Below are 23,309 nucleotides of genomic sequence, written 5' to 3' on the forward strand. Positions count from 1 at the left end.
CGAACCATCATCGGCCTGGAGATCGGCGGCACTCAACGTCACAGTCCCAAAAATCCTGTCTTCGCCCTACGAATTCCACAGAAGACTCAACTGATCCTGTGTCTCACACCAGTCTGACAGAGAGGGCCGACGCCACAACAACCCTCGCCTCTCGCCCACGACGACCTCGCATGTGATCATGCATGCCTCCATGGAGTACCGGTCTCGGAGGCACCCACCGGAGATTGGCTGATCAGGGCAACCTGGGCCAATATATTGTTTCATTCAACACTGAATTTACAGTGATCGACGCTACCAGCGAAGTGTTCGACTCCGCGACTCCGGTCAGGCAAAACTCGCCCTGTTCGCCGGGAAGCCCGGTGCCGACGAGCAGGAAGAAGCCGCGGTCGTACTCGCCACCGCCCGCCGGCACATGGCGATCGACACGGCGCTCGCGTGGAGCCTCCTCACCGATTTCCGAATCGCGCTGGGCACGGCAGGCGAACCGTGAACGCAGGACTTCGCAACCCTCGCCACAGCTCTCGTCTGCTTCAAACGACTGACGAGACAGCCACGTAGGACCGGCTCTCGGCGAACCACTTCGCGCCCAGCAGACACAAGACCGTGAATCATCTGCGGCAGAACGCGCGCAGGCTGGACAGCATCGCCGCCGAGGCGCCACGTGCCGAGAAGCTCCTGACCGAGGCTGCCGAGAAGTCACGGCCGACCCCGCCGACGCGTACGCGGTGCTGTGGTCGGACAACCGCTTCTGCAACTCGGCGACGTCCGGCATGCGTCCAGATCCTAGAGACCAAGGCGCTGCTGCTCGGCCTGCACCACTCGCTGCTCCACCGACACCGCTGAGTCCAGTGCGCTCGCGTGCGAGTGCTTCGTGTCGCTTTCGCGCGCGTAGTGGTCGAACAGCAGGGTCTTGTGGTCGCGGATCTCCTGCACCCGCGCGTCCACGCTGTCCTTGACCAGCAACCGGTGCACGTGGACCTTGCGGACCTGGCCCATCCGGTGACAACGGGCGATCGCCTGGTCCTCCGTGCTCGGCTTCCACTGCGGCTCGGCGATGATCACCACGGACGCGGCCTGGATGTTGAGGCCCACGCCGCCCGCCTCGATCTGGGCCACCAGCACCGCGTGGTCCTCGCACGCCGTGAACGCGTCCACCAGTTGTTGACGGCCCTGCGCCGACGTCGCGCCGGTCAGGGGACCGAAGACTTCGACGTGGTCCGCGACCGCGTCCAGCACGTCGTGGAAGTACGAGAACACCACGACCTTCCAGCCGTTGTCCCTCGACTCCTCGATGATCTCCAGCAGCCGCTCCAGCTTCGCCGAGCCGCGGGGCGTGCCCGGCGCGTAGGCGGCGCGGCGCATCGCCATCAGGTTCCCCTCGCGCACCGCGTCGAGGTACGCACCTCGGTCCTGCTTGCCGAACTCGACCCAGTCCTCCATCTCCAGCAGCTCCGGCAACTCCCCCAGCACGTCCTCCTGGTTGCGCCGCAGGTACACCGGTGCGACAACGCGGCGGAAAGCCTTCGCTCCCACCACGGCGTCGGTGGCGCCCGTGCGGGCCGCGACGCTCGGCTGGAGATAGGCGACCAGGTTGCGGAACTCCTCGACGCGGTTCTCCATCGGCGTGCCGGTGAGGAGCACTGCCCGCTCCGCGCGCTGCACGATCGTGTTGACCGCCTGTGAGCGCTGCGTGTCCGGGTTCTTCACGTAGTGCGCCTCGTCGACCACGACCAGCGCCGGGCGGAACCTCTTCGGCAGCACCAGTTTCGGCAACGTGCCGAACGTCGTCACGCCGACGCCGCCCTGCGCCAACCACTTGCCGACCGCGCCGTCGCGGCCCGCGCCGTGCATCCGGTGCGGCACGAGGTCGCTGTGCCTGGCGATCTCGTTGACCCAGTTGACGACGACGCTCGCCGGGCAGACCACCAGGAACCCACGCCGCCCACCGGCGGCGAGGCCGGCCATCACCGCGATGGCCTCGATCGTCTTGCCCAGTCCCATCTCGTCGCCGATGATGACGCGTTTGCGGGCCAGCGCGAACTTGGCTCCGAACACCTGGTAGCCGCGCAGCGACACCTTCAGCAGGCTGGTGTCCAGTGTGGTCGCGTCGACCTCGTGCTCGATGTCGGCCGGGACGAAACCCTTGGCGGCACTGCGATCCGGCATCGCGTCCGCACCAGCGAGGTCGGCGAGGAGCGTGTTGTAGGCGGCCGCGTCGAGCTCGTAGTCGCGCCACAGCGCGCGGTGATCCAGGTCCGGCACGCGCAGCTGCGTGCCCACCGCGTGCAACGCCGCCACGTCGCGACTGGCCAGCAGGGCCTCGAGCCGGCCGAGCGAATCGATGGCGGCCTGTCGGTTCTTCCGCGACGAGAAGAACATCCGCACCCGGCTCCAGGCACGGGATGCGGCGCGCACGTCGGCGTCGACCCTGCCCAGCACGTCTCCGAGCGGCTCGCGCAGCGGACCGACGAGCTGGTTCGCCCTGCGCAGCTTGGACATCAGCTGCAGCAGCTCGGTCTGGGCGCGGTCAGCGCGGTCGGGGTTCAGCCGGACAGTCGTGTCGCGCGCGACGCCGTCGACGACGGCGCGGGCGACCCGCACGATCTGCTCGGCGGACTGCCTGCCGACTCCGGGCACGCCGTCGAGCTGTTCCGGGCGTGCCTTGGCGACGTCGGCGACGGTCCGGTACCCGGCGGCCTTCAGCTTGCTCAGCCGCAGGTTCGCCTTCGTGTCCCGGAGCTTGTCCACCGGCATGGCGCGGAGCTGGTCGGCCACCAGCGAGTCCCGGACCGCCTGGTACTTCGCGGCGCCGAGCGCGAGCAGCCGATCCGGTTCCGCGCGCACCCCTGCTGCCTCGGCGCGGAACGCCTTCGCGGCGGCCAGCACCGCGCGAGCATGCCTACCGACCTTCGACGAGTCGTCCACCCATGTCCTTTCGTCAGGCGGTCCGAGAGTACCGAAACCAGACCTGTCGTCCGTGGTCGGAGCACGTGACGCAGTCGGCCGCGCCGCCGACGACGTGGCGAACCTAGGTGTTGAGATCGCCCAAGCACGACGGCTCGGCCACCACCTGCCCAACCGCGTCACCGAGGTTTACTCGCACGTCGCACCCGAAGTATGGGGTTGACCCGTTTTGACGGACAGGGTGATCCTCCCCTGGTTGTTCGGAGTCGGGTTACTGGATGATCACTCGTCTCGGTAGCCCGGAGGACAGCCCACGATGCCCAAGCGGTACCCACCCGAGTTCCGGCGCAAGGTGCTCGACCTGGTCGCGTCCGGTCGCCGTGTCGCCCAGGTGGCGGCGGATCTCGACATCAGCGAGCAGGTGATCTACACCTGGCGCCGCCAGGAGCTCGTCGACACGGGGCAATTGCCAGGGACGACCAGCGTCGACAACGCCGAGCTGGTCGCCGCGCGTCGTCGGATCGCCGAACTCGAGGCCGAGGTCGCCGTCCACCGCCGTGCCGCCGAGTTGCTCAAGGAGGGCAGCACCCCACAAGACGGTACGAGGCGATCACGGTGATCGCCTCGGAAGGGCTGTCGGTCCAGCTTGCCTGCCGCGTGCTCGGGGTGTCCGCGTCCGGCTACTACGACTGGCGAGGCCGCGCTCCCTCACAGCGGGCGGTCCGCCAGGCGTGGTTGACCGATCTGATCCGCGAGATCCATGTCGAGTCGTTCCAGGTCTACGGCTCCCCGCGGGTGCACGCCGAGCTGACCCTCGGCCGGGGGATCGTCGTCGGGCACAACACCGTCGGGCTTCTCATGCGCCGCAACGGAATCAAGGGTCTGCCCAACCGGCGCAGGCCACGGCCGAAACACGACACGCCCACGGCGGTGGACCTGGTCGACCGCGACTTCACCCGAACCTCGCCGAACCGGTTGTGGGTCACCGACATCACCGAACACCCCACTCGCGAAGGCAAGGTGTACTGCGCGGTCGTGCTCGACGTGCACTCCCGCCGAGTGGTCGGCTGGTCGATCGACTCCAGTCAGACCGCCGCGCTGGCCACGAACGCGCTCGGCATGGCGATCTCGAACCGGTCCCCGTTGTCGGACACGGTCATCGAGTGCGTCGACGACCTGAATGACTTGCACGGTGAGCTACGCATCCTTGTCCATACCGAGGCCACACCAGGGCCGGACACCGAACCGGTGCTGGTGCGGACGGTCGAACTCGGGCGCTGCTGAGCGCGGCACCGTCACGAACCAAGGGCCTCGCGCGGTGTCGCCGCCACGGTTGCCGCGCCGTCAGGCTGCGGCATCGCCGAGGGCCGGCTACCCAGAGGCACGGGGCACGCGGCGGGCCGGTCAAACGGCAGTGCCCCCGGTAACCGGCAGCACCACGCCCGTCACGTACGACGCGCGATCGCTGAGCAGCCAGGCGGCTGACTCGGCGATCTCCTGCGGTGTGGCCGCCCGGCCCAGTGGTGTGCTCGCGATGATCCGGTCGATCACCCCCGGGTCGTGCTGATTCCACTCCTCGACCATGTCGGTGATCGTCAGCCCCGGGGCGATCGCGTTGACCCGGATCCCGGCCGGCGCGTAGGTCACGGCCGCCGACTCGGTGATGCTGTTGACGGCGCGCTTGGCCGCTCCGTACGCGGGAAGCGCAGGGTTTCCGATCAGGCTGCCCACGCTGCTGGTGTTGACGATCGCCCCGCCGCCACTGGAGATCATGGCCTTCACCTCGGCGGACACGGCGTAGAACACGCCCTTGAGGTTGACCCGCATGACGAGGTCGAAGTCTTCTTCGGGAAAGTCCGCGACGGGGTGCGGCGGCACCAATACCGCGGCGTTGTTGAACGCGATGTCGAGCCTCCCGTGCCGCTCGACCGCGGTGGACACCGCCCGCTCGATGCTCGCCACGTCGCCGAGATCGGCGACCACGTACGAGGCGCCGGGGATGTCCGCGGCGACGGTCTTCAGGGCGCTCTCGGTGCGGGCGGCGAGGACGACGCTCGCGCCCTCCCGGGCGAACAGGCGAGCCGCCGCGGCCCCGATGCCGCGGCTGGCTCCGGTGACGAGCGCGATCTTGCCCGACAGCATTCCGGTCTGAGTCATGACTCCACCGTGCGTCGGCGCCGCAGGCCGTGGCAGGCCCTGGCGATACCTGGCTGATCCGCCGCGCCCGGTGCACCCTTGATGTGTGGACAAGCACGAACTCGGCCGGTTCCTGCGGCTGCACCGCGAGCGGCTGACCCCGGCGACCGTGGGCCTGCCGGCGGCCGGGCCCCGCCGAACCCCGGGCCTGCGCCGCGAGGAGGTGGCCCAGCTGGCACACATCTCCACGCAGTACTACACCCGGCTGGAGCAAGCCCGCGGCCCGCATCCGTCACGGCACGTGCTGGCCGCGCTCGGCCGGGCCCTGCGCCTCAACGACGCCGAGCGGGCCCATCTCTACACCCTCGGCGGTCAGCAGGCCGAGCCGCCAGGCCCGTCACCCGACGTCCCGGACCGGATCCTGGACCTGATCGAGCGGATGCCGGACACCGCGGCGATCGTGCTCGACGCGAAGTACGACGTCCTGGCCTGGAACCCGCTCGCGGCGGCTCTGCTGGAGGACTTCTCGGCCCAGCCACGCCGGGAACGCAACATGATCCGCCGCTACTTCCTGCACCCGGACCCGAGCCGTCACCATTACGGCATCTCCGGCGGTGGCGACTTCGGACGGTTCGCCGCCGGGCACCTACGCGCCGCCGCAGCCCGGTACCCCGACGACCGCGCCACTCAGGAACTCGTCGGCGAGCTGCTGCGCCACAGCCCCGAGTTCACCGCGCTGTGGCCCAGCCCAGAGGTCTCCGATCAGCGCCACCTGACCAAGACCATCGACCACCCGCAGCTCGGCCCGATCGCCCTGACCTGCGACATCCTCGTCGTGCCGGAGCGCGACCAGCACGTCGTGCTGTTCACCGCCGAACCCGGCACGCCGGCCCACGAGGCTCTGCGACTGCTGTCGGTGATCGGCCTCCAACAGATGAGCTAGCCGCGGCTGGTGGCAACGGCGTTCGTGGCCGGGCTGTTGTCGCAGGCCGCACCGAGCAGGTCTCAGGGAGCAGCAGGCCTCTCAAGACAACCGCCCAACCGGAGGTGCGCAGCGCCTCCACCGTCTCCTCCACCGACAACTCGGCGAAGAACCGCAGCACGACCACCTCCCGCTGCTGCCTCGGCAGGTCCGCCAAGCGGGTGGGCCGTCGTGTGGCCGCGCATCGCAGGCCGCTGAGCAGGGCAGATCGCCCTGTGTCGACGGCCGAGCGGCCATCACGGGCCACGTCAACCCCGAGCGACGTCGAACCGACGTGTTACCGGCGGGTGAACCGTTGACACCAGTCATGATACGTCTTATGTTTCGGTCACGCTAAGACCCCACGGGCACTCACCTGTTCCCACAGCAAGCACGGATGACCGGGAGCTCCGCCGGATCGGCGAGCTCGTTGTCGAGGACCGGAGGTCCGGTGAACGGGCTCGACGAAGGGGCTGATCTTGCACATGAGGCGACCCGATCTCCTGCCCCGCGCTTTCCGACACCGGCCCGCGGTCGGCAGGTTACCCAACCTGTAGGCCGTTTTCGTGACCACCTGCACCGGCCCGACACGTCCGGAGCAGGGGCGCGCGTGCGCCTTCCGTTCTCACGGTCACCCTGCGTCGCAAGGTGACGATCCAGCCGACCCCGAGACCGGGTCCGCGCCGCCACGCGTCCATGTTCGCCGATGTTTCGACGATGGCACCTTCAGCCCGGACCGCACATCCATTGCCATTCACGAGAGGACCCGGTGTGACGTCACCCTTTCTCGCCAGGCGGACGCTGTCAGCGGCGCTGGCCATAGCCATGCTCGCGCTCTTCTTCACGGGTTCCTCAGGCTCGACGCCGGCTTCGGCCGCCACCCAGGCGACGTACTACGTCTCACCCGCCGGTAACGACGCCAACCCCGGGACGATCACGTCGCCTTTTCGGACCGTGCAGCGCGCGCGGGATGTCGTCCGCACGGTCAACACCAACATGACCGGCGACATCCAGGTGTACCTCCGCGGCGGGAACTACCCGGTGACGAGCACGATCGAGTTCACGCCGGCCGATTCGGGAACGAACGGGAACCGGGTGATCTACTCCGCGTACCCGAACGAGACACCGGTCCTCAACGGCGGCGTCCAGGTGACCGGGTGGGCGCAGCACAGCGGAAACGTGTGGAAGGCCCCGCTCAACCGCGCCAACAAGCTCCGTGCGCTCTACGTCAACGACAAGCGCGCGTACATGGCTTCGAAGACGATCAACTCGGCGGGCTGCCACGGGACGTACAACATCACCGCCGGTCAGGCCGACTGGGCGTGGGAGTCCGGTTCGGAGTGCGACGGGGCCAAGTACAGCCTGACCGACTTCCCCGCCGTGGCCCTGAACCAAGGCGATCTCGAAATCGAGACGGCGACCACCTGGACCACCGCGATCACGGGAGTCCGGCAGGTCACGACGAGCGCTGACGGCGCCAACCGCGTCGCCCTGTTCCAGCAACCCGCCGGGGCCATCGCCCAAGGCACGTTCAACGGGGACCTCCAGAGCGGCGGCAGCCACAAGGTCATGAACGCCTACGAGTTCCTGGACACGCCGGGCGAGTTCTACTTCGACAAGACCAGCAAGACGGTGTACTACTACAAGGCCGATTCGGACAACATGGCCGCTGCGACGGTCTGGGCGCCGAACAACGTGGCCACGGTGCTCAAGGTCGCCGGCACGTCCACCGGCAACCACGTCCGCAACCTCACCTTCTCGGGCATCACGGTCGAGCACTCCGACTGGAACCTGACCGAGGTGGCGGGCTCGGTGTTCAAGCAGGCCCAGCAGGGCAACCTCTCCACGCGCGCCTACGCGAAGAAGAACTTCCACGACTACTTCTACCGCAACGTCACCCCGGCGCCGGGCATCGTCCAGATCGAGAACGCCGACGGCATCGTGCTGGAGCGCAACAAGGTGCAGCACACCGGTGTCGACGGCATCAGCCTGCTGAACGACGTGAGGGACTCGCGGTTGATCGGGAACCGCACGAACGACATCGCCGGATCCGCGATCACCGTGGGGCACCCCCAGCACATCTACATCGGTGACCACACCGCGACGAACGGCGAGAAGTACCCCGCCGACGTCGAAGGGCTCATCAAGAACATCGAGATCAAGAACAACCACATCTACGACACCGCGGTGCTGTTCAACGGGCACAGCCCGGTGTCGGCCTACTTCGTGGACAGCTTGACCGTGCAGCACAACCTGATCGAGAAGACGCCGTGGTCGGGTGTCACGCTCGGGTGGGGGTGGTGGAACTTCGACGGGTCCGCGAACTCCATCGTGCCGAACGTGCCGACCACCACGGCCAGGAACAACAACATCAGCTACAACCACTTCGTCGACACCGTGCAGAAGCTCCACGACACGGCGCCCATCTACACGCTGGGCAGCCAGCCCGGCACCACCATCGCCAACAACTACATCCAGGGCGTTCCGGCCGGCCACAAATACGGACTCCACCCGGACGAAGGCTCGGCCTTCATCAACTACCAGAACAACGTCCTCAACATCGACCCGAACGTGGCGTACACCATCAACTCCGGCACCTGGGGACGCCAGCACGACCTGAGCATCACGCAAACCTACGGGACCATCAACAAGATCTTCGACAAGAACGTGCCGAACAGCACCATCCAGGACGTGCTCGTCTACGCGGACAACGTCTGGCCGTCGGCCGCGTACCGCATCGCCGCGGAATCCGGCCTTGAGGAGGCGTACCGGAACATCCTCCCCGACAACCGATCCGCCTCGCCGGACCACGTTCTGCCGGCCAGCACCTTCAACGACGGCGGCGCGTTGTCGATCCCCATCCGGAGCACCGGCGACGCGAGCAGGACAATCTGGCTGGCACCGGCGGGCACGACCAACTTCGTCGTCGGCAGCACGATGACCAAGGCGAGCGGCAACGCCACCTCCATCGCCGTCCCGGAGTCGCCCGGCGACTACCGGCTCTACGTCCTGGACGCCCAGGGGAACCGGTCCGCCGAGTCGAAGTCGGTCGTCCGGCAGCAATGGACCCACGTCGACGACAAGGACGCCCGTGTGACGTACAGCGGCTCGTGGAGCAACTGGAACGACACCCAGGACTTCCACGGCTCGGAGAACTACACCGCCCAGGCGGGGGCCTACGCCGAGCACACGTTCACCGGCTCGGGTGTGCAGTACCTCGGCATGAAGCAGCCCAACATGGGCAAGGTCGACGTCTACCTCGACGGCGCTCTCGTGCAGTCGGACGTCGACGCCTACGCGTCCACCGTGACGAAGCAAGCGGTGCTGTTCCGGAAAACCGACCTGTCCGCCGGACAGCACACGATCAAGGTCGTGTGCAAGGGCACGAAGAACGCCGCCTCCACCGGCACGGTGTGCGCGTTGGACGCCTTCTCCAGTGTGAGTGCGACCTTCCCGGTCCAGGGCGCTTACTACAAGATCGTGAACAGGAACAGCGGGATGGCCGTGGACGTCAGCGGCGGGTCGACCTCGGACGGTGCGACCGTCATCCAGTGGGGCTACAACAGCGCCGACAACCAGAACTGGAGGTTCGAGTCCGCGAGCGGCGGCAACTTCAAGATCGTCAGCCAGAAGAGCGGTAAACTGCTCGACGTCCTCGGGGCTTCCACCGCCGACGGTGCGAGCGTTGTTCAATGGACCGACCAAAACGGCGCCAACCAGCATTGGCAACTGGTCGACGCCGGAAGCGGGTACAGCAAGATCAGGAACGTCAACAGCGGCAAGGTCCTCGGCGTGTCCGGGTCGTCCACGGCGGCGGGCGCTCAACTCGTCCAGGTCACGGACACCAGCGCCAACAGTCAGCTGTGGCAGATCAGCCGGGTGAGCTGATCCGCATTCCCGCGGTGTGAGCCGTGACCGTCACCCGCCACGCGGAACACCAGGAAGCTGGTGGCTGTGCGCGGGATCGACGGACCAAAAGATCAGGCGCGGCACCCGGCACGACGCCGGGTGCCGCGCCCCCGGACTCGGAGAGGTTCGGACGTGATCGACCGGGGCCGATACCACCCGCAGACCAGGGAGTCCGCTGTGTCAGGACTAGCGTTCCAGGCGGCTGGGGTCTCCGGGTGCGTTCCGGCGCACGAGCCAGGCTTCGGTGATGTGGCTGAACATGGCTTCGGCGGCGCCGGTCGGGTCGTGTGCCGCGATCCGTTCGTAGATCCGGCGGTGTCCTCGGTTGGAGGCCACGCACAGCTCGCGTTCGCTTCTGCCCGTGTAGCGGGCGGTGTTGACGACCTGGTGCTCCAGCGCGCGCACGACGCCCCGGGCGATGCGGTTGCCCGAGGCTTGCATGATCGTGTCGTGGAACGCGAGGTCCTGGTCGCCGTAGGCGCGAGGGTCGTCCACGAGTTGGTCCATGAGGTCCACGAGAGCACGCAGCCGGTCGACGGCGTCCCGGCCGGCGGTACGGGCGGCGACCTGGGCCATGTCCGATTCGAGCAGCCGGCGGGTGACCACCAGGTCGTCCAGGACGCCCAGGGTCTCGTCCTCGGCGATGACGGCCCCGAGGACGAGCTCGTCGAGCGTGTTCCACATCGACGGCGGGGTGACCACCGTGCCCGTGCCCTGGCGCACCTGGACCAGGCCCTTCCCCTGGAGGGCCTTCACCGCTTCGCGGATCACGGTCCGACTGACCGAGAACGTCTCGCACAGCGCGGGCTCGGGCGGCAACGACGTCCCGGAGGGATGAACCCCGCACACGATGCGTCCCACGAGCTCGGCGGTGACCGCCGTGGCCAGGTTCGCCGGTCGGCGCGCCCACTCGGGGGCAGCGGGCGCGCTCGCGATCGGTCGCCGGCCTGATGCCGTCATCTTTCCTCCGGTTGTGCCCGCGTCGACGTGCGCCGGGCGTGGCCGAGTGTACCGGAATTGAACCATTGACGTCATACGTCATACGAGTTACGTTCACCTCATCTCGTCGGGCCGTCCGTCGCCCGGCCACCGTCTGAAGAAGTGAGCAGCGATGAAGCAGCGCACACTATGGTCTGCTGCCCTGGTCGTGGGGTTGGCGTTGACCGCGGGTTGCGGGAGCGCCGCGGGACCGGGTTCCCAGTCAGGCGGCTCGGGCGACAAGCTCGTGGTCTGGGACTGGAAGTCCGGTGACGCGAAGGCGGCCGGCTACGTGGAGAAGGCCAAGGCCGATTTCGCCAAGAAGCACCCGGGCGTCGAGGTCGAGTTCGTGGCCCAGCCGTTCGACCAGTACTACACGCTGCTCGGGACGGCGATCCAGGCCGGCAAGGGGCCGGACGTCATCCTGTTCAACGGGGGTGGTCAGATCCGTGACCGGGCCGACGCGCTCGCCCCGTTGGACGAGTACGTCGCCGAGGACAAGCAGCGGCTGGCCGGCTGGGACGCGTTCACCAAGGCCGGGAAGACCTACGCGGAACCGGTCACGCTGCAGGGGCACCCCATCTACTACAACAAGGCGCTCTACGAGAAGGCCGGGCTGAACCCGGACGCTCCGGCCAAGACGTGGGACGACTTCGTCGAGAACTGCGGCGTCATCACCGAGAAGACCGGCGCGAAGTGCTTCGCGCTGGGCAACAAGGAGGGCATCGGCATCCAGTTCTTCCTGTCGGCCCTGGGATCGGCGACCCTGACGCCGCAGGAGTACGACGACTGGATCGCCGGGAAGCGGAACTGGGCCTCGCCGGACGTCAAGCGGATCTTCGAGCTCTGGAAGCAGGCCAACGACGCCGGCCTGAACACCGACGGTGCCAACTCCACCGCGATGTTCAACGACGCGTTCGCGGCCTTCCAGTCCGGCAAGGCCGCGAACGTCATCGGTCTGATGTCCGACATCGGGCACTGGAAGGACTTCGCCGAGTTCCTCGACGCGGACAAGGTCGGCGTCATGGACGCGCCGGTGGTCAACCCGGCGGCGACGCCGAGCCTGCCGTACGACGGCGGCATCGGCTACGGGGTCGCGAAGTGGACCAAGGACCCGAAGTTGGCCGCGGACCTGGTGCGGTCGTTGACGTCGACCGACGCCCTGAAGGCCTTCTACGTCGATGGGGGCGCGATCGCGTCCGACACCACGATCGACGTCTCCGAGGGCGGCCCGGCCGTCAAGACGATCGTCTCGGAGGTCAAGACCGGCAAGCCCGCCCTCCACGTGGCCCTGTCGTCCAAGACGATCGACCTGATGGGGCGCCTCTCCCAGCAGCTGCTCAGCGGCTCGATCACCGTGGACGAGGTCGTGCAGCAACTGGCCGCCTCCGACAAGACGGGCTGATCGGCGTGGCCGGACATTCTTTGTCCCCGGTCGGCCCGGCTCCGGCCGGGCCGACCGAGGGGGCCGCGATCGCCCCACCGGCACGCCGACCGCATCCGGCCGGGCCGTCGTCACGGCGCAACCGTCGCGGGTCGCGGGCCGAGCGCCTGGCACCGTTCGTCCTGCTGGCCCCGGCTGTGCTGATCATCGTCGTGCTGCGGCTGTGGCCGCTGGTGCTCGGGGTCAACTTCTCCTTCACCGGTGACGGCGACCGCAACGGCACGTGGGTCGGCCTGGACAACTACGTGACCCTGTTCGGCGATCCGCTGTTCCGCACGGCGTTGCGCAACGTCGGCCTGCTCGTGCTGCTGCTCCCGGTGGCGGTGGCGATTCCCGGTCTGCTCGCCACGTTCGTCTACCTGCGGGTGCCCGGACACCGGGTCTACCGCGGCGTCTACTTCTTCCCGGCCGTGCTCTCCCCCGTGATCGTCGGGGCGATCTTCAACCTGCTGCTCGCCTTCGACGGTCCGCTCAACACGCTGCTCGGCGGGGTGGGCATCGGGCCGGTGGACTGGCTCGGCGATCCCGACGTGGCGATCTTCGCGGTCGTCGGGGTACACGTCTGGGCGACGTTCGGCATGGCGCTGGTCGTGTTCCTGGCCGGCTTCTCCACTTTGGACCCCTCGCTGCTGGACGCGGCCAAGGTGGACGGCGCGTCGCTGCCGCAGACCGTTTGGCACGTGATCATCCCGAGCCTGTCCCGCACGATCCAGTTCGTCTTCGTGACCACGATGATCGGCATGCTGACGTCGATGTTCGGCCTGCTGTTCGTGATGACCAGCGGCGGTCCGGAGGGATCCACCTACCTGCCCGAGTACTACGTCTGGATCCAGCAGGGACAGATGAACCAACCCGCGCTCGCCTCCGCGGCGTCGACCGCGCTGTTCCTGATCATGCTCGTGGTGGGGCTGGTCCAGATCGGCATCCTGCGACGCGCGGGCAAGGAGGAATGATGTCCGGCACCCGGTTGACGAAGTGGGTCGTCGCAGTCCCGATGGCCGCGCTCGCGCTGGCCACGATCTACCCGCTGGTGTTCACCGCCAACGTCGCCATGAAGACCCGCCGCGAGTACATCCTCGACCGGTTCTCCCTGTCCGGTTCGCTGCACTGGGAGAACGTCGTCAAGGCGTGGACGAGCGTCGGCATGTCCCGGTACTTCATGAACTCGGTGATCGTCGTGGCGTGCTCGGTCGCGCTGCTGTTGCTGCTCGGGTCGATGGCCGGCTTCGCGCTCGCCCGGCTCCGCTTCCGCGGCTCGTCCACCCTCTTCCTGGGCATCCTCGCCGCGCTGTTCGTCCCCTTCCAGGTGATCATGGTTCCGCTGGCGCGGATCATGGCCGACACCGGCCTCATCGACACCTATCCGGGACTGGTACTCGCGTACGTGGCGCAGTTCCTCCCGTTCACGATCTTCCTGATGACCAGTTACTACTCGACCGTGCCGCCGGAGATCGTGGACGCGGCGCGCATCGACGGGAACACCGTGTACGGGGTCTATTGGCGGATCATGCTCCCGATGGGTGCCCCGGCACTGCTGTCGGTCGGCGTGCTCAACGCCCTCTTCTGCTGGAACGACGTGCTCATCTCCCTGCTCATGATGCCGTCCGCGGAGCACCGCACGCTCATGGTCGGGGTCACCTCGTTGCGCGGGCAGTACTCCGACGACATCCCCACGTTCGCCTCCGGCGTGTTGATCGCCGCGATACCCGTCCTGGTCGTCTACCTGTTCCTGCAGCGCCAGATCGCCGACGGCGTCACCGCCGGGTCCACGAAGGGCTGACAATGCGCATCACCGGTTACCGGACCCTCACCGCGGTCCAGGACTGGGGCCGGCCGGTCGGCGACGCCAACGGCGTCTACGACGGCGGCCTCGTCCGGGTTCCGATCGTCGTCGTCGAGACCGATGAAGGCATCACCGGCGTCGGGCTCGGACCACACGTGGAGATCGAGACCATCTTCGCCGCCATCGACGGCGAGGACCCGCGCGGCGTCACGGCCCTCTACGACCGGATGCTGCGCCAGACGTTCAAAGCAGGCCACGCGGGCGCGGTGTTCGGCACCATCGGTGCCCTCGACACCGCGCTGTGGGACATCAAGGCACAGGCAGCCGGCGAACCGCTGTGGCGACTGCTCGGTGGACGCGACCGCCGCGTGCCCGCCTACGCCTCGGGTCTGGACATCGCCCTGGACGACGACGAGCTCGTCGCGGTGCACCAGGCCTACGCCGACCGCGGACTGCGCGCGGCGAAGATCAAAGGCGGCCTCGACATCGAGCGCGACCGGCACCGCCTCGCCCTGGTCCGTGACGTCCTCACCGACGCCGGCCACGGGACACGACCAGGCCTGATGCTCGACGTCAACGAGACCTGGACCCGCAAGCAGGCCGTCCGCCACGTCGGCGAACTCGAGCGGACACTCGACCTGACCTGGATCGAGGAGCCCGTCCGGCGGTGGGACGCCGAAGGCCACGCGACCGTCAGCCGCGGAATCCGCGCCTCGGTCGCCACCGGGGAGAACCTCACCGGGCTCGAACAGTTCCGCCCGCTCATCGCGGCCGGAGCGGTCGACGTCGTCCAGACGGCCGCGGTCTGGGGCATCACCCACTTCCTGCGGGTCTCCGCCCTCGCACACGCCTACGACCTGCCCGTCAGCCCCATCGGCACCACACCGGTCGGCCTGCTGCACGCCGCGACCTCGGTGCCCAACCACCTGGTCAGCGAACTGCAAGACCTCCGGCCACCGCTGGGGGTCTCCGTCGACCACCACATCGAGGACGGCGCGTTCGTCCTCGGCGACCGCCTCGGCCTGGGCATCCGCCTCGACGAGGAGACGATCGCCGCCTCCAGCCGCCGACTCCCCGACCCGATGTCCGGCGGCTCCCACATCCGGCCCGAACGCGCCGGACACCGCCTGCTCCCGGTCGACGCGGGCAGGGAACCGAAGAGCGCCGCTCTCAACGCATGAACCGAATGCCGCCGGCAACCTGGAGGAGACGGACATGGACCGCTCACAGCGCTATGGCATGGTCATCCGGCTGCGCCCGGACCGACGCGAGGAATACCTGCGGCTGCACGCGGCGGTCTGGCCGTCGGTCGAGCGAATGCTGCTGGAAGCCAACATCCGCAACTTCACGATCTTCCTGCACGACGACCTGCTCTTCGGCTACTACGAGTACATCGGTGACGACCACGCCGCCGATCAGGCCCGCATCGCCGCCGACCCCGAAACGCAGCGCTGGTTGGCCTTGACCGACCCCTGCCAGGAGTCCCTGGCCGAACCCGGCTCCGGCAACCGGTGGGCGCCGATGCGGGAGATCTGGCACCTGACCGGGCGCCCGACCCCTGGACAACCCGGCGAGAGTGCGTTCCCCAGTTGACCAACGGCGGACCGACCGGCAGCCGACTGCTGCACGGTCCACAGAGGACGCACAGCGTCGCGACCACGCCAGATCTCGACTACATCGTCAAGCAATGTGGATGGACGGAGCGATAGACCATGGGTGACTTCGACGGACTGGTGGCTCTGGTCACCGGTGGTGGCTCGGGGATCGGCCGGAGCACGGCCGAACTGCTGTCCGACCGCGGTGCGCGGGTGGCCGTGCTCGACCTGGTGGCGAGCGACCTCCCGGCCGACATGTTCTTCGTGCAGGCGGACGTCACGGACGACGGGAGTGTCCGCGACGCCGTGGAGGCGGTGGTCGGGCACTTCGGCGGCCTCGACGTGGTGGTGAACAACGCCGGGATCGGAGCACAGGGCGACGTGACCGCCGCCACCGACGAGGAGTGGCTCAGGGTGTTCGACGTCAACGTGTTCGGGATGGCCCGGGTCGCCCGCGCCAGCCTGCCCCACCTCCGCAGCTCCCGCGCCCCTGCCATCGTGAACACCGGCTCGATCGCGGGGACCGCGGGTCTGCCGCAGCGGGCGGTCTACACGGCGAGCAAGGGCGCGGTGCACGCGTTGACCCGTGCGCTCGCCGCCGACCACGTGCGTGAGGGCATCCGGGTGAACGCCGTCGCTCCCGGCACCGCCGACACCCCGTGGGTGCGGAGGCTGCTCGACTCGGCGCCGGACCCGGCGGCCGAGCGCGCGGCGCTGGAGGCCAGGCAGCCGCACGGCCGTCTGGTCCAGGCCGAGGAGATCGCCGCGGCGATCGCGTTCCTCGCAAGCCCCATGTCGGGTTCGACCACCGGGACGGTGCTCGCCGTCGACGGCGGCATGGACGGGCTCCGGCTGCGCCCGCAGGCCTGACACCCGCAGGTCTGACACCGCCGAATCGAGGAACGATGACCACCGATCAGGTCGCCGGCGACAAGAACCCCTTGCCGAGGCTGGGGTTGGGCACCTCCCCGCTGGGCAACCTCTACACCGAGGTGACCGACAGCCAGGCCCGCGCCGTGGTCGACGCGGCGTGGGAGGCGGGTGTCCGGAGTTTCGACACCGCTCCGCACTACGGGCTGGGACTGGCGGAACGACGGCTCGGCGCCGCCCTGGCGGACCGTCCGCGCGAGGAGTTCGTGCTGTCCACCAAAGTGGGACGGCTGCTGGTGCCCGATCCGGCGGGAGCGGGCCGGCGGGACGACGACGGCTTCGCGGTACCGGCAACCCAGCGCCGCGTGTGGGACTTCAGCGCGGCCGGCGTGCTGAGCAGTCTGGAGTCCTCGCTCGAACGCCTCGGGCTCGACCGGGTGGACGTGGTCTACCTGCACGACCCGGACGACCACTGGGACCAGGCGGTGGGCGAGGCGGTGCCCGCGCTGGTGGAACTGCGCGAGCAGGGCGTGATCGGCGCGGTCGGTGTCGGGATGAACCAGTGGCGGATGCCCGCCCGGTTCGTGCGCGAGTCCGATGTGGACGTGGTCATGCTCGCCGGCCGCTACACCCTGCTGGAGCAGCCCGCGTTGGCCGAGTTCCTCCCGCTGTGCGCGGAGCGCGGGGTGGACGTCGTCGCCGCCGGGGTGTTCAACTCCGGCCTGCTGGCCCGGCACGAGGTGCCGGACGACGCCACCCACGACTACCGGGCGGCGCCGGCGGACCTGATCGACCGCGCCCGGCGGATCGCCGCGGTCTGCGCACGGCACGGCACGACCCTGCCGGCCGCGGCGCTGTGGTTCCCCTTCGGGCACCCGGCGGTGACCGGCGCGGTCGTCGGAGCCCGCACCGAGGCCGAGATCCGCGCGAACGTCGCCGCACTCACCGCGCCACCTCCCCCCGGACTGTGGGCGGAACTGCGTGGTGAAGGGCTGCTCGCGGCCGACGTGCCGACCCCGTGACCCAGAACAGACACGACTCGAACGAATGAGGAACGGCATGCGACTGCTGCGAGTGGGCGACCCCGGATCGGAACTTCCCGTGGTGCTGGACGAGTCCGGTCACGCGCGTGACCTGCGGCCCGTGACGAGTGAGATCAGTGGTGACTTCCTGGCCGACGACGGCATGTCGAGGGTGCGCGACGCCCTCGCCGGTGGCGGCCTGCCGACGATGGACATCACGGGGATGCGGATCGGCGCACCGGTCGCCCGCCCTGGCGCCCTGGTGTGCATCGGGCTCAACTACTCCGACCACGCGGCCGAGACGGCGGCGGAACCGCCCCTCGAGCCCGTGGTGTTCATGAAGGCCACCAACACGGTCGTCGGACCGAACGACACCGTGCTGGTGCCCAGGACGAGCGTGACCACCGACTACGAGGTGGAGCTGGCCGTCGTGCTGGGCGCCACCGCGCGCTACCTGGACAGCCCGCAGGACGCGGCGGCGGTGATCGCGGGATACGCGATCTCCAACGACGTCAGCGAGCGCGACTTCCAGCTCAAGCGGGGCGGTCAGTGGACCAAGGGCAAGTCCTGCGAGACGTTCAACCCGTTGGGGCCGTGGCTGGTCACCGCCGACGAGGTGGGCCACCCGCAGGCCCTCGGGTTGAGGCTGAGCGTCAACGGGGAGCTCCGGCAGGACGGCAACACCGCGAACATGCTGTTCGGCGTGTACCACATCGTCTGGTACCTCAGCCAGTTCATGGTCCTGGAACCCGGTGACGTGGTGAACACGGGCACGCCCGCGGGTGTGGCGCTCGGTGCCAACGACTTCGGGTACCTGCGTGAAGGCGACACGGTCGAGGTCGGCATCGACCGCTTGGGCGTGCAGCGGCACCTGATCGGGCAGGCGTGACCGCGATGCGCCGGATCGACGCCCACCACCACCTCTGGGATCTTGCCGCCCGGCCGCAGGACTGGCTCGACGGGCCGGACCTGGCGCCGATCCGGCGTGACTTCGGGCCGGCTGACCTGCGTGCGGTGACCAGCGCGGCCGGGGTGGACGCCACGGTTCTGGTCCAGGTGCTCCCCGACATCGAGGAGACGGTGGAGTTCCTCGCGTTGGCGGGGAAGTCCGACCTGGTCGCGGGTGTCGTGGGGTGGGTGGACCTCACCGCGCCCGACGTCGCCGGGCAGTTGGACCGGCTGCGTCGCGGACCGGGCGGCGACCGGCTGGTGGGTGTCCGGCACCTGGTGCAGGCCGAGCCCGATCCGGCGTGGCTGGTGCGTCCCGACGTGCTCGCCGGGTTGCGTGCGGTGCGTGACGCCGGACTGGTCTACGACTTGTTGACCCTGCCGCACCAGTTGCCGGCGGCGGTGGAAGCGGTGCGGGCGGTGCCGGACCTGGTGTTCGTGCTGGATCACCTGTCCAAACCGGACATCGCCGGCCACGTGCTCCAGCCGTGGGCGACCCGCCTGTCGGCGCTGGCCGCCGAACCCAACGTGGTGGCGAAGGTGTCCGGCCTCGTGACCGAGGCGGCTCGGCCCCGGTGGACCGTGGCCGATCTGCGGCCCTACGTCGACATCGCGCTGGAGGCGTTCGGTCCGGACCGGCTGATGGTCGGCTCCGACTGGCCGGTCTGCCTGCTCGCCGCCTCCTACGAACAGGTCATCGACGCCGCCGAGCAGCTGACGGCCGGCCTGACCGCCGCCGAGCAGGCCCAGGTCTTCGGTGGCACGGCCACCCGCGTCTACCGGTTGGGGGACAGCTGATGAGCGTGGTGCGGCTGGCTTACGGCGAGACGGGTCTGGACCTGCGCGTCGACCCGGCGGTGACCACCGTGGTCACGCCCCGGCACCACCAGGCCACCGAACCGCCGCGTGAGATCCTGCGCCGGGCGCTGCGCGCGCCGGTCGCGGGTCCACCGCTGCGGGAACGCGTGCGCCGCGGCCAGACCGTGGCGATCTCCGCCTGCGACGGGACGCGCCCGCAGCCACGGGAGCTGATGATCCCGGCGATCCTGGAGGAACTGGACGGCCTGGTCGACCTCGACGACGTCGTGGTGCTGGTCGCGACGGGCACGCACCGGGGCAACTCCGAGGCCGAGCTGCGTCGGATGTTCGGCGACGAGGTGGTCGACTCGGTGCGGATCGTCAACCACGACGCCCGCGACCGCGGCAGCCTGACGTGGATGGGCGAGATCGGCGCGGGTGTGCCGGTGTGGCTCAACAGCGAATGGGTCGCCGCGGACGTGCGCATCACCACCGGTTTCGTCGAGCCGCACTTCTTCGCCGGGTTCTCGGGCGGCCCGAAGCTGGTCGCGCCCGGCCTCGCCGCCCTGGAGACGGTGCTCGTGCTGCACGACGCCCGCCGGATCGGCCACCCGCGAGCGGCGTGGGGCGTCATCGAGGGCAACCCGGTGCACGACGACGTGCGCGCCATCGCGGACGCCACCGGCGTGACGTTCGGGTTCGACGTGGTCCTGAACCAGGACAAGGAGGTCGTCGCCGCGTTCGGCGGGAACCTGCTCGCCATGCACGCCGAGGCGGTGCGCACCGCCCGCGAGGTCGCCATGCGGCCGGTGCCGCGGCTGTTCGACGTCGTGGTGACCACCAACTCCGGCTATCCGCTCGACCAGAACCTCTACCAGGCGGTGAAGGGGATGTCGGCCGCCTACCAGGTGGTCAAGCCGGGCGGCACGATCGTGTGCGCGGCCGAGTGCCGGGACGGCTTCCCCGACCACGGGTCCTACCGCGAGGTGCTCGCCTCCGCCGACTCGCCGGCGGCGTTGCTCGCGGAGATCTCCGCACGGCCGGTCACCGTGCCGGACCAGTGGCAGGTCCAGATCCAGGCGCGCATCCAAGCCGACTGCCGGGTCGTCATGCACACCTCGTACCTCAGCGACGCCGAGTTGGCGACCGCGCACCTGCGGCAGACCGCGGACATCTCCGCGACCGTCGCCGAGGCCCTTGCGGCGGCCGGGCCCGACGCCCGGCTGTGCGTGCTGCCCGAAGGCCCCCAGACGATCCCCTACGTCGACGAAGGATGAATATGGCTGGATCGGATGTGGTCGATCTCGGGTTCGCCAGGGTCGATGTCGGTCGTGAAGCGCGTCAGGGGCTGCCGGAGGTGGTCTACGGCAGCGGGAAGACACCGGTCCAGATCGTCGGGATCGTGCGGACCTTGTTGCGGCACAACGACGGCCCGGTGCTGGCCACGCGGGTGGAGGCCGACGCGGCGCAGGCTGTGCTGGCCGCGGTGCCGGGCGGCTCGTACGACGGCGGGGCCCGTCTGCTGGTGTGGCGGCCGGCCGCGCCGGCCGGGTTCGGCGTGGTCGTGGCCGCGGCGGGCACGACCGACCTGCCGGTGGCGCGGGAGGCCGCCGCCGTGGCCGCCGCGGTCGGGCTCGGTGTCAGCACGGTCACCGACGTCGGTGTGGCCGGTCTGCACCGGCTGCTGGCCGAGCAGGACCGGCTGCGCGCCGCGGACACCGTCATCGTCGTGGCGGGCATGGAGGGCGCGCTGGCCAGCGCGATCGGCGGTCTGGTCGCGTGTCCGGTGGTCGCCGTGCCCACCTCCACCGGCTACGGCGCCGGCCTGGAGGGCGTCACCGCGTTGCTGGCGATGCACGCCTCCTGCGCGGCGGGCATCACGGTGGTGAACATCGACTCGGGGTTCGGGGCGGCGATGGCCGCATTCCGGCTCGCCCGCGTGGTGGGGCGGGGGACGACGGGGCGGGGGACGGGGTGAGCCGGGTCTGCGTCGTCTCGCCGTTCACCGGGCTGGCCGGCGACATGCTGCTGGCCGCGCTGGTGGACGCGGGGGCACCGTTGGAGGCGATCCGCGCGGCGGTCGCCGACACCGGCCTGACCGGTTGGGACCTCACCGTCACGCCGGTGCCGACCCACGGGCTCACCGGGTGCCGGGCCGTCGTGTCGGTGTCCGACGAGGCCACCAGCCGCGCGGCGGGCGAGCTGATCGCCATGGCGGGCCGGGTGCGCGACCGGGCGGTGGCCGACACCGCGGTCGCCGCGCTGCGCGCGATCGCCGAAGTCGAGGGACGCCTGCACGGGGAGGACCCGGACCGGGTGCACCTGCACGAACTGGGCGGTCACGACACGCTGGTGGACGTCGTCGGCGTGGCCGCCGCGCTGCGCGCCCTGGACGTGCGAAAAGTGCACTGCGAGGCGTTGCCGATCGGCGCCGGCTCGGTCCGCACCGCGCACGGGGTGCTGCCCTGCCCGGCCCCGGCGACCGCGGCGCTGCTGGCGGGCGCCCGGGTCGTGGGCACCACCCTGACCGGCGAGACCGTGACCCCGACCGCCGCCGCGCTGCTGCACGCCATCGGCGCCGACTACCGCCCGCCGCCGCCGATGCGGATGACGGCCACCGGCTACGGCGTGGGCACCAGGACACTGCCCGACCGGCCCAACATGGCGGTGGTCCGACTCGGCGACCGCGACCCCGCCGACCGCGACCCCGCCGACGTGCGCGACCTGGTGGTCCTGGAGACCAACCTCGACGACGTCACCGGCGAGGTCCTCGGCCACCTCGTCGCCCTCCTGCTCGAGCTCGGCGCGCTGGACAGCTGGATCACCCCCGCCACGATGAAGAAGGGCAGACCCGGGCACGTGCTGCACGCGCTGACGACACCGCAGACCGCGGACGCCATCGAACGACGGATCCTCGTCGAGACCGGCACCCTCGGCGTGCGGCGCACCAACGTACGACGCACCGCCCTGCCCCGGACCACCGACACCGTGCACGTCCACGGCATCCCGGTACGCCGCAAACACGGACCGCACCACGGCAAGGCGGAATACGACGACGCCGCCACCGTCGCCCGGCACACCGGCCTGCCACTGCGCACCGTGCTCACCCTGGCCGCGCAAAGCCCCACCACACAGAACCCCACCACACAGAACCCCGCGGAAAGCCCCGCGGAAAGCCCCGAGGAGCGCTGATGGACACCGGCACCGCCGCCGCACGGCTCGTGGACCACCTCAGGGCGATCGGCCCGGTCGCCGTGGCCTTCTCCGGCGGCGCGGACTCCGCACTCGTGCTCGCCGCCGCCGCACGCGCCACCGGACCCGACACCGTGCTCGCCGTCACCGCCGACTCCGCCAGCCTCGCCACCACCGAACTGACGCACGCCGTCGCGTTCGCCCACCACCTCGGCGTACGACACCTCGCACCCCCGACCACCGAACTGGACAACCCCGCCTACACCGCCAACGGCCGGGACCGCTGCTACTTCTGCAAATCCACCGTCCTCGACACCATCACCACCCTCGCCCGCGACCACGGCCTGCACGCCGTCGCCACCGGCGTCAACGCCGACGACGCACGCGACCCGTTCCGCCCCGGCATCCGCGCCGGCGACGAAACCGGCGTGCACACCCCACTACGCGACACCGGCATGACCAAAGCCGACGTCCGCGCCGTGAGCCGCCTCTGGAACCTGCCCACCTGGGACAAACCCGCCACGCCGTGCCTGGCCAGCCGGGTGCGCTACGGCCTGACCATCACCCCCGCCCGCCTGGCCAGAGTGCAACACGCCGAGGCCGCCGTCCGGACCTGGCTCACCGACACGGGCACACCCACCCACGACCTCCGAGTCCGCGACCTCGGCGACACCGGCAGAATCGAACTCGACCCACACCTCGCCCACCGACCCGAAATCGGACCCGCACTGACCGAGATCGTCCGCGCAGCCGGGTTCGACAACGCCGA

The 23,309-nt window shown here is 69.7% G+C and carries 19 protein-coding genes and 1 pseudogene; 17 read left to right on the forward strand and 3 right to left on the reverse strand.

All coding sequences use genetic code 11. From position 1 onward, the window contains the following. Window positions 1–783 precede the first annotated feature (783 nt). The gene (locus tag FM051_RS46045; RefSeq protein ID WP_158853604.1) at window positions 784–2,925 is read right to left on the reverse strand and encodes a DEAD/DEAH box helicase; all 2,142 of its coding nucleotides are present in this window, start codon (window positions 2,923–2,925) and stop codon (window positions 784–786) included. Window positions 2,926–3,220: 295 nt separating this feature from the next. Between FM051_RS46045 and FM051_RS46050 the strand changes: the two genes are divergently transcribed. After that, a complete protein-coding gene (locus FM051_RS46050; RefSeq protein WP_158853606.1) occupies window positions 3,221–3,523 on the forward strand; it encodes a transposase in 303 nt (100 codons plus the stop codon). Beyond that, window positions 3,520–4,188 carry an IS3 family transposase gene (locus tag FM051_RS46055; RefSeq protein WP_158853608.1) on the forward strand — a complete coding sequence of 223 codons (669 nt, stop codon included), beginning with the start codon at window positions 3,520–3,522 and terminating at the stop codon, window positions 4,186–4,188. Before FM051_RS46050 ends, FM051_RS46055 begins: the two co-directional genes overlap by 4 nt. Window positions 4,189–4,308: 120 nt before the next feature. Here the strand turns inward: FM051_RS46055 and FM051_RS46060 are convergent, their stop codons facing one another. Beyond that, complete coding sequence (locus tag FM051_RS46060) at window positions 4,309–5,061, reverse strand: SDR family NAD(P)-dependent oxidoreductase (protein ID WP_158853610.1); 753 nt, start codon at window positions 5,059–5,061, stop codon at window positions 4,309–4,311. Between the two features lie 85 nt (window positions 5,062–5,146). Here FM051_RS46060 and FM051_RS46065 point away from each other — a divergent pair, with 85 nt between their 5' ends. Both FM051_RS46065 and FM051_RS46070 read left to right on the forward strand, forming a co-directional pair. Beyond that, window positions 5,147–5,983: a helix-turn-helix transcriptional regulator gene (locus FM051_RS46065; RefSeq protein WP_158853612.1), complete on the forward strand. Its 837-nt coding sequence runs from the start codon at window positions 5,147–5,149 to the stop codon at window positions 5,981–5,983. A gap of 789 nt (window positions 5,984–6,772) precedes the next feature. Next, a complete protein-coding gene (locus tag FM051_RS46070; protein WP_202919419.1) occupies window positions 6,773–9,889 on the forward strand; it encodes an RICIN domain-containing protein in 3,117 nt (1,038 codons plus the stop codon). Between the two features lie 207 nt (window positions 9,890–10,096). Here FM051_RS46070 and FM051_RS46075 read toward each other — a convergent pair whose 3' ends face one another. Beyond that, on the reverse strand, window positions 10,097–10,870 hold the full coding sequence (locus FM051_RS46075) for a FadR/GntR family transcriptional regulator (protein ID WP_158853616.1): 774 nt from the start codon (window positions 10,868–10,870) through the stop codon (window positions 10,097–10,099). A gap of 151 nt (window positions 10,871–11,021) precedes the next feature. On the opposite strand from FM051_RS46075, the gene FM051_RS46080 reads away from it, so the two are divergent. The 13 genes and pseudogenes from FM051_RS46080 to larE form a co-directional block, all read left to right on the forward strand. Further along, window positions 11,022–12,293 (forward strand): ABC transporter substrate-binding protein, encoded by a 1,272-nt coding sequence (locus FM051_RS46080; RefSeq protein WP_158853618.1) that lies wholly within the window; start codon window positions 11,022–11,024, stop codon window positions 12,291–12,293. Window positions 12,294–12,298: 5 nt separating this feature from the next. After that, on the forward strand, window positions 12,299–13,285 hold the full coding sequence (locus tag FM051_RS46085) for a carbohydrate ABC transporter permease (RefSeq protein ID WP_202919420.1): 987 nt from the start codon (window positions 12,299–12,301) through the stop codon (window positions 13,283–13,285). Then, window positions 13,285–14,112, forward strand: coding sequence for a carbohydrate ABC transporter permease (locus FM051_RS46090; protein WP_158853620.1), 828 nt, complete (start codon window positions 13,285–13,287; stop codon window positions 14,110–14,112). The genes FM051_RS46085 and FM051_RS46090 overlap by 1 nt, the downstream gene beginning before the upstream one ends. A gap of 2 nt (window positions 14,113–14,114) precedes the next feature. Further along, complete coding sequence (locus tag FM051_RS46095) at window positions 14,115–15,296, forward strand: mandelate racemase/muconate lactonizing enzyme family protein (protein WP_158853622.1); 1,182 nt, start codon at window positions 14,115–14,117, stop codon at window positions 15,294–15,296. Window positions 15,297–15,330: 34 nt separating this feature from the next. Next, a complete protein-coding gene (locus FM051_RS46100; RefSeq protein ID WP_158853624.1) occupies window positions 15,331–15,708 on the forward strand; it encodes an L-rhamnose mutarotase in 378 nt (125 codons plus the stop codon). A gap of 119 nt (window positions 15,709–15,827) precedes the next feature. Next, the gene (locus FM051_RS46105) at window positions 15,828–16,580 is read left to right on the forward strand and encodes an SDR family NAD(P)-dependent oxidoreductase (RefSeq protein WP_158853626.1); all 753 of its coding nucleotides are present in this window, start codon (window positions 15,828–15,830) and stop codon (window positions 16,578–16,580) included. A 35-nt stretch (window positions 16,581–16,615) separates the two neighbouring features. After that, a complete protein-coding gene (locus FM051_RS46110) occupies window positions 16,616–17,602 on the forward strand; it encodes an aldo/keto reductase (protein ID WP_158853628.1) in 987 nt (328 codons plus the stop codon). A gap of 37 nt (window positions 17,603–17,639) precedes the next feature. Further along, a complete protein-coding gene (locus FM051_RS46115) occupies window positions 17,640–18,491 on the forward strand; it encodes a fumarylacetoacetate hydrolase family protein (protein WP_158853630.1) in 852 nt (283 codons plus the stop codon). A 5-nt stretch (window positions 18,492–18,496) separates the two neighbouring features. Beyond that, window positions 18,497–19,348: an amidohydrolase family protein gene (locus FM051_RS46120; protein WP_158853638.1), complete on the forward strand. Its 852-nt coding sequence runs from the start codon at window positions 18,497–18,499 to the stop codon at window positions 19,346–19,348. Next, the gene (larA, locus tag FM051_RS46125) at window positions 19,348–20,625 is read left to right on the forward strand and encodes a nickel-dependent lactate racemase (RefSeq protein ID WP_158853632.1); all 1,278 of its coding nucleotides are present in this window, start codon (window positions 19,348–19,350) and stop codon (window positions 20,623–20,625) included. Before FM051_RS46120 ends, larA begins: the two co-directional genes overlap by 1 nt. Before the next feature lie 2 nt (window positions 20,626–20,627). Next, a complete protein-coding gene (gene larB / locus FM051_RS46130) occupies window positions 20,628–21,326 on the forward strand; it encodes a nickel pincer cofactor biosynthesis protein LarB (RefSeq protein ID WP_158853634.1) in 699 nt (232 codons plus the stop codon). Continuing rightward, window positions 21,323–22,540 carry a nickel pincer cofactor biosynthesis protein LarC gene (gene larC, locus FM051_RS46135; RefSeq protein ID WP_238413153.1) on the forward strand — a complete coding sequence of 406 codons (1,218 nt, stop codon included), beginning with the start codon at window positions 21,323–21,325 and terminating at the stop codon, window positions 22,538–22,540. Before larB ends, larC begins: the two co-directional genes overlap by 4 nt. Further along, a pseudogene (gene larE, locus FM051_RS54485) lies at window positions 22,540–23,280 on the forward strand (ATP-dependent sacrificial sulfur transferase LarE); the annotation flags it as partial. The gene larC and the pseudogene larE, both read left to right, overlap by 1 nt. Window positions 23,281–23,309: the final 29 nt, after the last annotated feature.

This window comes from Saccharothrix deserti (genome assembly GCF_009769385.1).
GTDB lineage: Bacteria > Actinomycetota > Actinomycetes > Mycobacteriales > Pseudonocardiaceae > Actinosynnema > Actinosynnema deserti.